Source organism: [Erwinia] mediterraneensis (assembly GCF_900604315.1).
Lineage (GTDB): Bacteria > Pseudomonadota > Gammaproteobacteria > Enterobacterales > Enterobacteriaceae > Pantoea > Pantoea mediterraneensis_A.
In genome coordinates, this window is record NZ_LR026978.1 from 1,552,648 (window position 1) to 1,565,334 (window position 12,687).

Genomic DNA, 12,687 nt, shown 5'->3' on the forward strand with positions numbered 1-12,687 from the left:
CAGGGAGAGATATGAAAATAAAATTAATGATATCGGCAGGTGGAGAAATAATATCCGCCAGAAGGTGCTTATGGCAACCAGGTAAGCAGTTTACATCGCTTATCATGGAGATCATTAACCGGGAGTCTGATAAGAGTATGCTCTCAGCACAGGTTCCTGCGGATTATCCATGGAGCTTTGTATTGCCCGACAGATCGCGGAAAGGTGACCGCTGTTTTCTTGGTGCTGTAGTCGCGTATCAGGGCAAAGAAAAAAGGTTTTTTGCTTCCTGTGTCGCGCTAAAAATAAAACAGGCCGAACAATTGCTGTTACATCACATGAATTTCACTTTCTGGCAGGCCAGAATACTGGCGATGCTTGTAAATAATGACAATCAAAGCGTGGATGAAGAACAGTGGAGTAACTGGTTATTGTCATTAGAACGCGCGCTATTACCTGGCTGGAAATACGCCTTTTTCCGCCGGGATAATGGTTTCTCGCGCAGAAAAACATTATTACTTTCAGCCTGCTGTAAAACCGATTTTGCGTTATCCGCAGATGCAGGCGTAGAACGAATGCCCTGGACAGCGTGGCCGTTTTGTCTTCGTCATAGCCATGTCGCATGGTTATGGCGGCAAAGCCGACAGGCCAGGATCATTGATTCGCAAAAAATCACGCTTCAGTAAAAAAACAGAGCGAATGGTGCGCTCTGATTTATTCACTAAGGATCAGGTGTTGTTATGTCACGTACCGTTAGTTTTAGCTGCCCGTCGATGCCTTTGCTGCTGGGTGAGCCCGCTTTAGTTTTGACCTGCGTTCAGGGAAAAGAGGCGCTTTCGGAGCTTTACGAATACAAAATCAGTGCGAAAACGCCAGCGAACCCGGCCATTTCCTGGCAGTCTGCCGCAAACCTCAATTTAAAAGCCTTTATTGGCAAAGAGCTGACCATTGAAATTGAGCTTGAGAATGATACAGAGCTGTCAGGAGCAGCGGGCAGTAAACGTGAAATCTCCGGGCTGGTGGAGAAGGCCCGGTTTATTGGTCGCGATGCCAGTCAGGCGCAGTATGAACTGGTTATACGTCCCTGGCTCTACTTAACCAATCTGACCACTGACTATAAAATTTTCCAGCAAAAAAACGTGGTCGATATTATTGAAGAAGTATTGTCAGACTATCACTTTCCTTTTGAAAAACGTTTAACAGCCGTTTATCCCCTGCTGGATTTTCAGGTTCAGTATGGTGAGACAGATTTTAATTTTATTCAGCGCCTGATGGAGGAGTGGGGCATCTATTGGTTTTTCGAACATTCTGATCATAAGCACCGGTTGATTCTGGTTGACCATGTCGGTGCGCACCGGCGTTATTCACATCCCGCTTACCACTGCCTGGATTATCGTCCTGATGATAATCAGCATATCAGGGAATATATCAGTCAGTTCCATGTCGAGGAGTCTATTACACCTGGTAAGTGGGTCACCAGCGATTATGATTTTAAAAAATCACGTGCAGATATTGTGGCGCTGGATGTGAAACCCCGAAAAACCCGCTTTAATGAAATGGAAATTTTTCACTGGCCGGGAGGTTATGACAATCCCGCGACAGGTGAACATCTGGCCAGGGTGCGCATGGAGGAGCGGGGGGCTGAAGGCTCTCGCGCCACAGGCGAGGCGGAAGTCAGAGCCATTGTTTGCGGTACTGATTTTACGTTGCAGGGCCATCCACTCGCAAAAGCGAACCAGGAGTATCTGGTTATCAGCGCGCACTTTACTGCTACCGAAACGGGGCAGCTAAGTGGTCAGACGCAGTTTGCATATAAATGTACCTTTACTGTTCAGCCCACCAGCAAAATTTACCGTCATCCGTTGACGGCGGTTAAACCGGAAACACGGGGCCCGCAGTCTGCCATTGTCGTTGGGCCTGCCAACAAGGAAATATGGACAGATGAATATGGCCGGGTCAAGGTGCGTTTCCTGTGGGATCGTTATGGCCAGAACCGTGAAACGGATTCCTGCTGGATTCGGGTCAGTCAGGCCTGGGCAGGAAATAATTTTGGCGGTATTTATATTCCTCGTGTCGGACAAGAGGTCATCGTCGACTTTCTTAATGGCGATCCCAACCGCCCACTGATTATCGGCAGTCTGTATAACGATGTGACCATGCCGCCCTGGGATTTACCGGCCAATGCCACCCAGAGCGGTATTATCAGCCGTTCTGTCGGAGGCGGGCGGGAAAACTTTAACGGTATCCGCTTTGAAGATAAGCCCGGTCAGGAACAATACTGGGAGCAAGCGGAGCGTAATATGACGCGACTGATTAAATATAATGAAGAACAGATGATAGGCTGCAATTCCAGCATTACCATTGGTGCTAACAGAAATATCAGCATTGCTGCGAATGAGGTTAAAAAAGTCGTTGGAGACAGTGAAAAAAGTGTCGGCGGCAACTACAACAAAAATATTTTTGGTTCAGCGACAGAAGCGGTTTCGCTGGGAAAAATCCTTTCGGTTGGCCTGAATTATAGCTGCTCCATTCTCGGTGCTGCTGTCAAAGAGATTGGCCTGTTTCGCCAGCTTTCAGTATGTGGAGCAAATACGGTCAATGTCGGGGGCATGCATGCGCTGAATGTTGGCGGCGCCAGTTTAAGCAATGTGGGGGGATATTATGGACTTTCCGCAGGCGGGGCCTGGCAAGTGACCAGCGGCGGGGCCGCGACACTGGAGAGCGGAGGAAGCGTTTCTGTAACCGCAGGTGGTGAACTCTGCCTGAAAGGGAGCGTCATCCGCATCAAGGGAGACTGTAAGGTCATTATTGATGCCCCGGAAATTCACCTTAACTCCGGCGAATGTGCAGATAAAGGAAGGGGAAAAGGAAAGGAATGCGGGGAATTAGCTGCGATTTCCAGCCTGACTGGGCTGGCACCTGTGGCCGGTCTGATGAGCTTTCTGCCCGGCTCTCTGCCTCCTCTGCCGGAACTTCCTCGTCCGGATCTTCCCCAGCCACCTGAAATACCACAACCGACGGAAACCCCGGCACCCACGGAAACGCCAGAGCCGACTGAGACCCCGGAACCTACAGAAACTCCGGAACCTACAGAAACTCCGGAACCTACAGAAACTCCAGAACCTACAGAAACGCCAGCGCCAACGATAGAAGCCAGACGCAGGCCGACACAATAACAAGCGCTCTTCCTGATCAGGGTGTCAGCGGAAGGGCACAGGAGATAACGCTTTAACGTAACAGTGAGGTGCATCATGTCTCAAAAAGCAGCCAGAGTGGGCGATGCCATCTGTCATGGCGGTGTGGTGACCACCGGCTCAGGTGATGTCTTTATCAATGGCGCTCCGGCCGCCATCGCTGGCGCATCCAGCGCTTGCTGTGGTCTCGGACATGGAACAACAGCGGTTGTCAGCGGATCGGCTTCAGTATTTATCAACGGCGCTGCGGCGGCGCGCTGCGGCGATATGCTGGGATGCGGTTCGGTGATCGTGACCGGTTCAGCAAATGTTTTCACAGGCTAAACGCCATGAATATCCTGTTAACCTGGCCGGAACAACAGCATGCATTCTTTCTTGCCGAAACCTGTAGCGCGGATAAGCCGCTGCGCTTTGATGTTGTCGACGGGATATTTACCCTGCAGGAAACAGATACCAGTGAGAGCATCCATTTTTACTGGTGCGGCATCGGTCCGGTTATTCGCAATCATTGCCGTGACTATGTTTGTATTGAGGAGGGCATTGCGCTGGCGAATGGCGAATGTCGGCTGTTGCGGGAAAACAGTAAAATACAGGCGGGTAACTTTAGTTTTATCACGCCAGGTAGCGACAACACGGAGACAGAAGCCGCGTTGTTTGATGACATCCTACATCAACATGGGAACATTGCAGAGATACTACCCGGCAGTGGCTATCATAGTATTAGTGCAGAAAGTTTGCTGATCGGCGAACCTGAAGAAAATGGCGAAGACGATATACTCAAAAAACTCGAGCGGGAATATAAAACCTGGCTGGTGACGGGTGAACACGCGACGCCCGTACAGGAGAGTGTGGTCCGGCAGACACAGATAAGCTTCTGCGACGATAAACAGTTTGCAAGGATGCAGGAACAAATGAATGCGAGAACATTAACCGAATGTCTTTTTGCCTCCCCGGCGTTAATAGGGAAAGTATTAACTGAACTGGATGAGACGCTGGCACCCGAGGATTTTACACCAGCAGAGGAGCCGTACGATCTGCTGAGTATGCTGGCGCCGGAAAATTACGTGAAGGGCAGAAAAAAAAGCCTCTCAGCGCTGGCGTATCAGCATCTTTATCAGCCTGGCCTGGACAGCCAGTTTTAATATCAAGGAGGGAATCATGCAGACCTATGCAAAACTGAAGGATTGGTTAAAACAGAGCACATTAAATGAAGTCACGAAAAATATCTGCAGTCAGGTAAAAAGCCGACCGGATAATATACCCTGGCGGCAGATATTATTCCGGCTTTATTGCATTCAGGGGTTATGGGAAAAAGCTGCTATTCAGCTCGACACGCTTTTATTACTTGATGAGCATAATAATCAACAAAATGAGCTTTATAAAAATCTTATTTTCAGTGAACTGCTGCGCGATAAAGTGCTGAAAGGAGAAAAGCAGGCAGCGACCCTGGATAATGCACCCTGTGTATGGTTGCTCCGTCTACAGCAGGCGAATCAGGCATATCAACAAGGTAAGATGGATTTATCCGATCGGTTACGGGCAGAAGCTTTCGGCGCGGCGCCGGTGAGCGCCGGTCAGGGGGAGAATACGGGTGACTTCAGCTGGCTGGCAGACAGCGATGCGCGTCTTGGCCCGGTCTGTGAATTTATCTATGCGGGCGGCTATCGCTGGATCCCTTATGCGGATATAGAATCACTGCGCGTATACGCGCCTGAAGAGATCCTGGAGCTGATCTGGGCCCGGGCACAGATCGTAGTGAAAGGGGAGACCTTTTTTGGCTTTATTCCTGCACGTTACCCGATAAACAGCGAAACGGATGAAGCGGCCCGGTTGGGACATAAAACCGAATGGAAAACATTAACCGGGATGCTGGCGGTTGGATCCGGCAGGAAAGTCTTGATCACCGATAAGAAAGAGCTCTCTCTGTTTGAAATTGAAACTGTCCATTTCGCCTGTTAACCATCATGGAGGCGAAAAAACCGTTTCTGCCGACGCTGCTGGATCGGCTGATTGACGAGGAGCCTAAGCTGCAGGAGGAGCGCTTTGATCGCTTTTTTTACAGCGGCAGAGAGATGCGCGCTATTGTACTGCGCGATCTCATCGCACTCCTGAATAATGCCAATCTGGAAGACCAGCTTGACCCTGTCCGGCATCAACATGTCACGGCATCGGTACTGAACTATGGCATTGCGCCCATGACCGGCAGCTACGCCATTCAGCATAACTGGACCACCATCGAAAAAATCTTCCGTGAGGCGATCCTGCGCTTTGAGCCACGCATTATCCCGGAATCGCTGCGGGTAACCGCACCCGGCAACCTCGATACGCCCTTTCAGAATGGCATGATGTTGTTCGAGATCCACGCTCTCATCTACTGGCAGCCTTATCCCATCGATCTGGCTGCGAAGGGGATCTACGATCGGGAAAATGACAGAGTGATGCTGAATGACTCGTGAGGGGAAAGCCATGGCGCGACGGTGCCATGGCTTGTTCTGTTTTCAATCTGTCGCCAGGCGGCAGACATTACTTGCCAATACAGAAGCTGGAAAAAATACGCCCCAGCAGATCATCAGAGGTAAACTCACCGGTGATCTCACTTAGCGCCTGCTGCGCCAGGCGCAGCTCTTCAGCCAGCAGCTCACCCGCCCAGGCTCCCAGCAGTTGCGCTTTACCCTGCTGTAAGTGAGTGGCCGCTAACTCCAGGGCCTGTAAATGCCGGCTTCGCGCCAGAAAGCCGCCTTCCATGTTACCGGCAAAGCCCATGCTCTGTTTCAGATGTTCGCGCAAGATTTCCACACCTGCGCCGGTGCGGGCAGAGAGGCGAATAAGTGAGTGACCATTTACTTCGCTCATGCCCAGAGGCTCACCTGTAACGTCAGCTTTATTACGCACCACCGTAATGGGCAGCGAATCAGGCAGACGAGCCACGAAATCGGGCCAGATCTGGGCTGCCTCGGTGGCCGCAGTGGTGGTGCCGTCTACCATAAAGAGCACACGATCGGCCTGCTCTATCTCCTGCCATGCACGCTCAATCCCGATGCGCTCCACCTCATCATGAGCCTCACGCAGGCCTGCGGTATCGATAATATGCAGCGGCATGCCGTCAATGTGGATATGCTCACGCAGCACGTCACGCGTGGTACCGGCAATGTCGGTGACGATGGCCGCCTCACGGCCCGCCAGCGCATTCAGCAGGCTCGATTTACCCGCGTTAGGACGACCGGCAATCACTACTTTCATCCCTTCGCGCAGCAGGCTGCCCTGGCGTGCTTCCGCCCGTACGCCATCAAGATCGGCGATGACGTTGTTCAGCTGCGCTTCAATTTTGCCGTCGGAGAGGAAGTCTATCTCCTCATCCGGGAAGTCGATTGCTGCTTCCACATAGATGCGCAGGTGAGTAAGTGCTTCCACCAGCTGATTAACACGGGTAGAAAAGACCCCTTGCAGTGAATTCACCGCTGAGCGGGCAGCCTGTTCCGAGCTGGCATCGATCAGATCAGCAATCGCTTCCGCCTGCGCCAGGTCAAGTTTGTCGTTAAGAAAGGCGCGTTCCGAGAATTCCCCCGGCTGGGCAATGCGTACGCCGGGCAGCGCGACGATGCGCCTCAGCAGCAGGTCGAGGATGACAGGGCCACCGTGGCCCTGCAGCTCCAGCACATCTTCACCGGTAAAGGAGTTAGGCCCCGGAAACCACAGCGCAATGCCCTGATCCAGCACACTGCCATCAGCATCTTTAAACGGCAGATAGTCCGCGTAGCGGGCCCGGGGAAGCTTACCCAGTACCTGTTGCGCTACTTCTGCTGCTCTGGCACCGGAAATACGCAGGATACCGACTCCGCCGCGTCCCGGGGGCGTCGCCTGGGCGACAATCGTATCGCTGTGGCTCATAAATGTTCTCTCACACCATAAAAAAAGAAGGCGGTCGCTTTGACCGCCTTTATACCCTTCAGCTTTCAAATTGCAACTTTGCGGGCTGCTTTCTGAAAGCGCTGCGTAACAGGGGCGTTACGCTTTTTTCTTGTCGCGGCTGTGCAGGCCCCGTTTTTCCAGCCCGCGATAGATCAGCTGCTGCTGGAGGATGGTCACCAGGTTACTCACGATATAGTAGAGCACCAGACCTGACGGGAACCACAGGAAGAAGACGGTAAAGATGACCGGCATATAAGTCATGATCTTCTGCTGCATCGGATCGGTGACAGTGGTTGGTGACATCTTCTGGATAAAGAACATGGTCACGCCCATCAGAATCGGCAGGATGTAGTAGGGATCCTGCGCTGAAAGGTCATGAATCCAGAGCGCGAACGGCGCATGACGCAGTTCAACCGAGCCCATCAGCATATAGTAAAGGGCAAGGAAGATCGGCATCTGAATCACTAACGGCAGACAGCCACCCAGCGGGTTAACTTTCTCCGATTTGTACAGCGCCATCATCTCCTGGCTCATCTTCTGCTTGTCATCACCCAGACGCTCACGCATCGCCTGAATTTTCGGCTGCAGCATACGCATCTTCGCCATCGAGGTGTATTGCGCTTTAGTCAGCGGGTACATGATGCCACGCACGATGAAGGTGATAACGATAATCGAGAAGCCCCAGTTACCGATAAAGCTGTGCAGGAACTTCAGCAGCTTAAACAGCGGCTGAGAGATAAACCACAGCCAGCCGTAATCGACGGTCAGGTCGAGATGGGGCGCAACGGCCGCCATTTTGTCCTGAATTTCCGGGCCGACCCAGAGAGTAGCGCCGAGGTTCTGCTGCGCGCCTGCGGCAATGGTCACCGGCGCAGATTTATAACCTACAGCGGCAACGCCGTTACCCAGATTGCTGGTGTAGAGCGTATTGCTGCCAGCGGTACGCGGAACCCATGCAGTCGCAAAATATTGCTGCAGCATCGCCACCCAACCATTGTTGGTGGTGGTATTCAGGTTTTCGTTATCAGCGATAGTATCGAAATTATATTTCTCATACTTTTCATCGCTGGTGGAGTAGGCCGCACCACGGAAAGTATGCAGAGCAAAGTTGCTGCTGCCGGTATCACGATGCTTGGGCAGTTCAATCGTCTGCTTCAGCTGGCCAAACATCGACACTTCCAGCGGCTGCTGAGTGGCGTTGTTGACGAGATAGTCGACATTGACCGCATATTCGCCACGCTTAAACACAAAGGTTTTGGTGTACACAGCACCATTATCAGCAGTCCAGGTCAGCGGTACGCGCAGTTCGGTCTGGCCTTCGGCCATTTCGAAGTGATCCTGATCGGTGTTATACAGCGGACGCGCGCCGTTGTTCGGGTTATCAGGACCGTTGCGACCGGTCAGGCCACTTTGCGCCTGATACAGGAACGCCGGCGTGGTTTCCAGCAGCTGGAACGGCTCGTTTGAGCCCAGCTTGTCGGGATAGGTCAGCAGTTGCGCCTGCTCAATATCGCCACCACGGGTGTTGATGTTTAAAGACAGGACATCGGTCTTAACGGTGATCGTTTTGCCCTGGCCGCTGGCCGGAACGCCCTGACTGGCGGCATCACCTGCTGCGCTGTTCGTATTTTGCGTGGTCTGGGTTTGCAGCGGCTGCGGAGCATGGTCCGTCTGCCAGGCTTGCCAGATCATAAAAGACACGAACAGAAAAGCGATGAGAAAAAGATTGCGTTGCGAATCCATCGTTAATGTTCTCTGGTATCAAAGGGTTTTGGCGGCACCGGATCGTCACCACCCGGGTTCAAAGGGTGGCATTTTAATACGCGTTTTATCGTCAACCAACTGCCTTTTATCACGCCGAAGCGGCGCAATGCTTCAATCCCATACTGCGAGCAGGTGGGCTGAAAGCGACAGTGAGGTCCCAGTAATGGGCTGATGACGCGTTGATAGACGCGTATCAGAACAATCAGGAGCCGCGAGCCAGGCGACAATGACGACGCCATAATTTCTCCAACGCTTCCGCCAGCGCACGGTTATCGAGATCCGCTACCCCTTTTTTCGCCACGACCACAAAATCCATTGCAGGCAGTTCATGCTGACGCAGACGAAAGCTTTCACGGGTCAATCGCTTGATCCGGTTGCGTTCATGCGCGCGTTTCACATGCTTTTTGGCGACGGTAAGACCGATGCGGGGATGCCCCAGCGAGTTCAGGCGGCCGAGGATGGTGATTTGCGGCGTGCCAGCCCTTTGTGGCTGCTGGAAAACGAAAGTGAAATGAGTGGGAGTTAACAAACGTAACTCCCTGGGAAATGCGAGCTTAACCACGAGGGTTAGCTTTTATTACTTAGAAACGGTCAGACGAGCACGGCCTTTAGCACGACGACGTGCCAAAACCTGACGACCATTTTTTGTAGCCATACGAGCACGGAAGCCGTGAGAACGGTTGCGCTTCAGTACGGACGGTTGAAAAGTGCGTTTCATGGCGATTTCTACCTAAACTTGAAAATTTTCACTTGGTGACGCGTTTTTGGGCCAGTAAAACGACCAACGCCTCAATGTGTCTTTAATAAAGAGGCGGGATTGTAATAATTGTACAGTCCGGAGTCAATTTACTTCGCTGGTCGCGGTACCTGGAAGCCCCGATACAGCCCGCTGAAGCCGGCATCGGGTAAATAGCGTACAACGCCGGGGGAAAGAATTATACGGCCTCCAGTTCAAAGCGCAAGGATCGCTCAGGATCTTCTTGCGATCAATTTCAAGATAGTCAGGCAGAAAACGAGAGCTAACCAGAAAAATTGCATCATTCGGCACGATCCCTGATGCCTTTTCACCCGGCTGGCGTAAACTAAACTGCTTGCTGACAGCCTGTGGATAAATTGGATCAAAACTGTGTAGAAAGGGAAGATCTCTGTCTCGCTTTGCGTTATGATCCGCCCTTCCGCTGATGATCCTGACGCGATCGCAGTGCGGAGCTACCGCTGATAGCGGTCGCAGGCGCTTTCTTACGTCTGTGTCAAATATGAACGTTTCTTTATTAGCGCCTGATATCTTATCGATTTTGTACGAGTGGAGTCCGCCGTGTCACTTACGCTTTGGCAACAGTGTCTTGCCCGTTTGCAGGATGAACTACCTGCCACCGAATTCAGCATGTGGATCCGTCCACTCCAGGCTGAGTTAAACGACAATACGCTCGCCTTATATGCACCAAATCGGTTTGTACTCGACTGGGTTCGGGATAAATACCTCAACAGTATTAATGGGCTGCTGAACGAGTTTTGCGGTACGGATGTGCCCTTGCTGCGCTTTGAAGTGGGAACGCGTCCTGTGACGCAGGCCGCTGTCAGTCAGCCGGTAATGGCCAGCGTCAACGTACCGCCGCGCCCGGAAAACCGTCCGGCTCCTGCGCAAAACCTGCGCCCGAGCTGGGATAATGTGCCCGCCCCGGCGGATGTCACCTACCGCTCCAATGTTAACAGTCGCCATAACTTCGATAACTTTGTCGAAGGTAAATCGAACCAGCTGGCACGCGCGGCGGCGCGTCAGGTGGCCGATAACCCTGGCGGCGCTTACAATCCGCTCTTTCTCTATGGCGGCACCGGCCTCGGGAAAACGCACCTGCTGCATGCGGTGGGTAACGGCATCATTGCCCGTAAGCCCAATGCGAAAGTGGTGTATATGCACTCCGAGCGCTTTGTGCAGGATATGGTGAAGGCGTTACAGAACAACGCGATTGAAGAGTTTAAGCGTTACTACCGTTCGGTGGATGCCCTGCTGATCGATGATATCCAGTTTTTTGCCAACAAGGAGCGATCGCAGGAGGAGTTCTTCCATACCTTCAATGCGCTACTGGAAGGCAATCAACAGATTATTCTGACCTCAGATCGCTACCCCAAAGAGATTAACGGCGTGGAAGATCGCCTGAAATCGCGCTTTGGCTGGGGACTGACGGTGGCGATCGAGCCGCCGGAACTGGAAACTCGCGTGGCGATCCTGATGAAAAAAGCGGATGAGAACGATATCCGCTTGCCGGGCGAGGTGGCCTTTTTTATTGCCAAGCGACTGCGATCCAACGTGCGTGAGCTGGAAGGGGCACTGAATCGCGTCATTGCCAATGCCAACTTTACCGGTCGCGCCATTACCATCGATTTTGTCCGTGAAGCGCTGCGTGATTTGCTGGCCCTGCAGGAAAAGCTGGTCACCATTGATAACATCCAGAAGACAGTCGCTGAATACTACAAAATCAAAGTGGCGGATCTGCTTTCTAAACGTCGTTCGCGTTCGGTCGCGCGCCCGCGTCAAATGGCGATGGCGATGGCAAAGGAGCTGACCAACCACAGCCTGCCGGAGATCGGCGACGCCTTCGGCGGTCGCGACCATACCACGGTGCTTCATGCCTGCCGCAAAATCGAGCAACTGCGTGAAGAGAGCCACGATATCAAAGAAGATTTCTCTAATCTCATCAGAACATTATCTTCGTGACGCTATGAAATTTATTGTTGAACGTGAACAGTTGCTTAAGCCGCTCCAGCAGGTCAGCGGCCCGCTGGGCGGTCGTCCTACTTTACCGATTCTCGGCAACCTGCTGCTGCAGGTGAATGAGGGCACGTTATTACTGACCGGTACCGATCTGGAAATGGAGATGGTTGCACGCGTTGCGCTGACGCAACCGCATGAACCCGGAGCGACCACGGTCCCGGCGCGTAAATTCCTCGATATCTGCCGGGGATTGCCGGAAGGTGCGGAAATTAACGTGACGCTGGAAGGGGACCGGATGCTGGTGCGCTCAGGGCGCAGCCGCTTCTCGCTTTCCACGCTGCCCGCCAGTGATTTCCCGAATCTGGACGACTGGCAGAGCGAAGTGGAATTTACCCTGCCGCAGGCAACGCTGAAGCGCCTGATTGAAGCCACGCAGTTCTCCATGGCGCATCAGGATGTACGTTATTACCTCAACGGCATGCTGTTTGAAACCGAGGGGGAAGAGCTGCGTACGGTGGCGACCGACGGCCACCGTCTGGCGGTTTGCTCAATGCCTGTTGGCCAGGCCCTGCCTGACCATTCGGTGATCGTGCCGCGTAAAGGGGTAGTGGAGCTGGTGCGCCTGCTGGATGGCGGTGACACGCCGCTCCAGATGCAGATCGGCAGCGGCAACATCCGTGCCCATGTAGGCGACTTTATCTTTACTTCCAAGCTGGTTGATGGCCGTTTCCCTGATTATCGCCGCGTATTACCGAAAAATCCGGACAAAACGCTGGAATCAGGCTGCGATCTGCTGAAGCAGGCATTTGCGCGCGCGGCGATTCTGTCGAACGAAAAATTCCGTGGCGTTCGTCTCTACATCACAGAAAATCAGTTAAAAATTACGGCAAATAACCCGGAACAGGAAGAAGCTGAAGAGATGCTGGATGTGGTCTACAACGGCAGCGATCTGGAGATCGGCTTTAACGTCAGTTATGTGCTGGATGTGCTTAACGCATTGAAATGTGAAAATGTGCGCTTGCTGCTGACCGATTCGGTTTCCAGCGTGCAGATTGAAGACGTTGCCAGCCAGGCGGCGGCTTATGTTGTGATGCCTATGCGGTTGTAGGATATGTCGGCCTGGTCTTC

General features: G+C 52.7%; 13 protein-coding genes. 8 read left to right on the forward strand and 5 right to left on the reverse strand.

What is annotated here, in order from left to right; all coding sequences use genetic code 11:
- Positions 1-11 precede the first annotated feature (11 nt).
- The 6 genes from E0E17_RS07300 to E0E17_RS07325 all read left to right on the forward strand — a co-directional run bounded on the left by E0E17_RS07300 (position 12) and on the right by E0E17_RS07325 (position 5,629).
- The gene (locus tag E0E17_RS07300) at positions 12-665 is read left to right on the forward strand and encodes a hypothetical protein (RefSeq protein WP_130832939.1); all 654 of its coding nucleotides are present in this window, start codon (positions 12-14) and stop codon (positions 663-665) included.
- 54 nt (positions 666-719) lie between these two features.
- Positions 720-3,155: a type VI secretion system tip protein TssI/VgrG gene (locus E0E17_RS07305; protein WP_130832941.1), complete on the forward strand. Its 2,436-nt coding sequence runs from the start codon at positions 720-722 to the stop codon at positions 3,153-3,155.
- 75 nt (positions 3,156-3,230) lie between these two features.
- Positions 3,231-3,497 carry a PAAR domain-containing protein gene (locus E0E17_RS07310; protein WP_130832943.1) on the forward strand — a complete coding sequence of 89 codons (267 nt, stop codon included), beginning with the start codon at positions 3,231-3,233 and terminating at the stop codon, positions 3,495-3,497.
- A 5-nt stretch (positions 3,498-3,502) separates the two neighbouring features.
- Positions 3,503-4,315, forward strand: coding sequence for a TagK domain-containing protein (locus E0E17_RS07315; RefSeq protein ID WP_165446212.1), 813 nt, complete (start codon positions 3,503-3,505; stop codon positions 4,313-4,315).
- Between the two features lie 16 nt (positions 4,316-4,331).
- Positions 4,332-5,132: a type VI secretion system accessory protein TagJ gene (locus E0E17_RS07320; protein WP_130832947.1), complete on the forward strand. Its 801-nt coding sequence runs from the start codon at positions 4,332-4,334 to the stop codon at positions 5,130-5,132.
- A gap of 5 nt (positions 5,133-5,137) precedes the next feature.
- Complete coding sequence (locus E0E17_RS07325; RefSeq protein WP_130832949.1) at positions 5,138-5,629, forward strand: type VI secretion system baseplate subunit TssE; 492 nt, start codon at positions 5,138-5,140, stop codon at positions 5,627-5,629.
- A gap of 67 nt (positions 5,630-5,696) precedes the next feature.
- On the opposite strand, the gene mnmE is transcribed toward E0E17_RS07325, so the two are convergent.
- The 5 genes from mnmE to rpmH form a co-directional block, all read right to left on the reverse strand.
- Positions 5,697-7,061 (reverse strand): tRNA uridine-5-carboxymethylaminomethyl(34) synthesis GTPase MnmE, encoded by a 1,365-nt coding sequence (mnmE, locus tag E0E17_RS07330; protein ID WP_130832951.1) that lies wholly within the window; start codon positions 7,059-7,061, stop codon positions 5,697-5,699.
- Between the two features lie 117 nt (positions 7,062-7,178).
- Positions 7,179-8,825 carry a membrane protein insertase YidC gene (gene yidC, locus E0E17_RS07335; RefSeq protein ID WP_130832953.1) on the reverse strand — a complete coding sequence of 549 codons (1,647 nt, stop codon included), beginning with the start codon at positions 8,823-8,825 and terminating at the stop codon, positions 7,179-7,181.
- Positions 8,826-8,827: 2 nt separating this feature from the next.
- A complete protein-coding gene (gene yidD, locus E0E17_RS07340; RefSeq protein ID WP_130832955.1) occupies positions 8,828-9,085 on the reverse strand; it encodes a membrane protein insertion efficiency factor YidD in 258 nt (85 codons plus the stop codon).
- Complete coding sequence (gene rnpA / locus E0E17_RS07345; protein ID WP_036625704.1) at positions 9,049-9,408, reverse strand: ribonuclease P protein component; 360 nt, start codon at positions 9,406-9,408, stop codon at positions 9,049-9,051. The genes yidD and rnpA overlap by 37 nt, the downstream gene beginning before the upstream one ends.
- Positions 9,409-9,423: 15 nt before the next feature.
- The gene (gene rpmH, locus E0E17_RS07350; RefSeq protein ID WP_000831330.1) at positions 9,424-9,564 is read right to left on the reverse strand and encodes a 50S ribosomal protein L34; all 141 of its coding nucleotides are present in this window, start codon (positions 9,562-9,564) and stop codon (positions 9,424-9,426) included.
- A 597-nt stretch (positions 9,565-10,161) separates the two neighbouring features.
- Here rpmH and dnaA point away from each other — a divergent pair.
- Positions 10,162-11,562, forward strand: a complete 1,401-nt coding sequence (gene dnaA / locus E0E17_RS07355) for a chromosomal replication initiator protein DnaA (protein ID WP_130832957.1) — start codon at positions 10,162-10,164, stop codon at positions 11,560-11,562.
- A 4-nt stretch (positions 11,563-11,566) separates the two neighbouring features.
- Positions 11,567-12,667: a DNA polymerase III subunit beta gene (gene dnaN, locus E0E17_RS07360; RefSeq protein ID WP_130832959.1), complete on the forward strand. Its 1,101-nt coding sequence runs from the start codon at positions 11,567-11,569 to the stop codon at positions 12,665-12,667.
- The last annotated feature ends 20 nt before the right edge of the window (positions 12,668-12,687 follow it).

What these genes read in the sequence shown, in the direction of transcription:
- E0E17_RS07310 (WP_130832943.1), top strand. Translation starts at nt 3,231, where the DNA reads ATGTCTCAAAAAGCAGCCAGAGTGGGCGATGCCATCTGTCATGGCGGT.
- E0E17_RS07320 (WP_130832947.1), top strand. Translation starts at nt 4,332, where the DNA reads ATGCAGACCTATGCAAAACTGAAGGATTGGTTAAAACAGAGCACATTA.
- dnaN (WP_130832959.1), top strand. Translation starts at nt 11,567, where the DNA reads ATGAAATTTATTGTTGAACGTGAACAGTTGCTTAAGCCGCTCCAGCAG.
- E0E17_RS07305 (WP_130832941.1), top strand. Translation starts at nt 720, where the DNA reads ATGTCACGTACCGTTAGTTTTAGCTGCCCGTCGATGCCTTTGCTGCTG.
- E0E17_RS07325 (WP_130832949.1), top strand. Translation starts at nt 5,138, where the DNA reads ATGGAGGCGAAAAAACCGTTTCTGCCGACGCTGCTGGATCGGCTGATT.
- yidC (WP_130832953.1), bottom strand. Translation starts at nt 8,825, where the DNA reads ATGGATTCGCAACGCAATCTTTTTCTCATCGCTTTTCTGTTCGTGTCT.
- E0E17_RS07315 (WP_165446212.1), top strand. Translation starts at nt 3,503, where the DNA reads ATGAATATCCTGTTAACCTGGCCGGAACAACAGCATGCATTCTTTCTT.
- yidD (WP_130832955.1), bottom strand. Translation starts at nt 9,085, where the DNA reads ATGGCGTCGTCATTGTCGCCTGGCTCGCGGCTCCTGATTGTTCTGATA.
- mnmE (WP_130832951.1), bottom strand. Translation starts at nt 7,061, where the DNA reads ATGAGCCACAGCGATACGATTGTCGCCCAGGCGACGCCCCCGGGACGC.
- rpmH (WP_000831330.1), bottom strand. Translation starts at nt 9,564, where the DNA reads ATGAAACGCACTTTTCAACCGTCCGTACTGAAGCGCAACCGTTCTCAC.
- E0E17_RS07300 (WP_130832939.1), top strand. Translation starts at nt 12, where the DNA reads ATGAAAATAAAATTAATGATATCGGCAGGTGGAGAAATAATATCCGCC.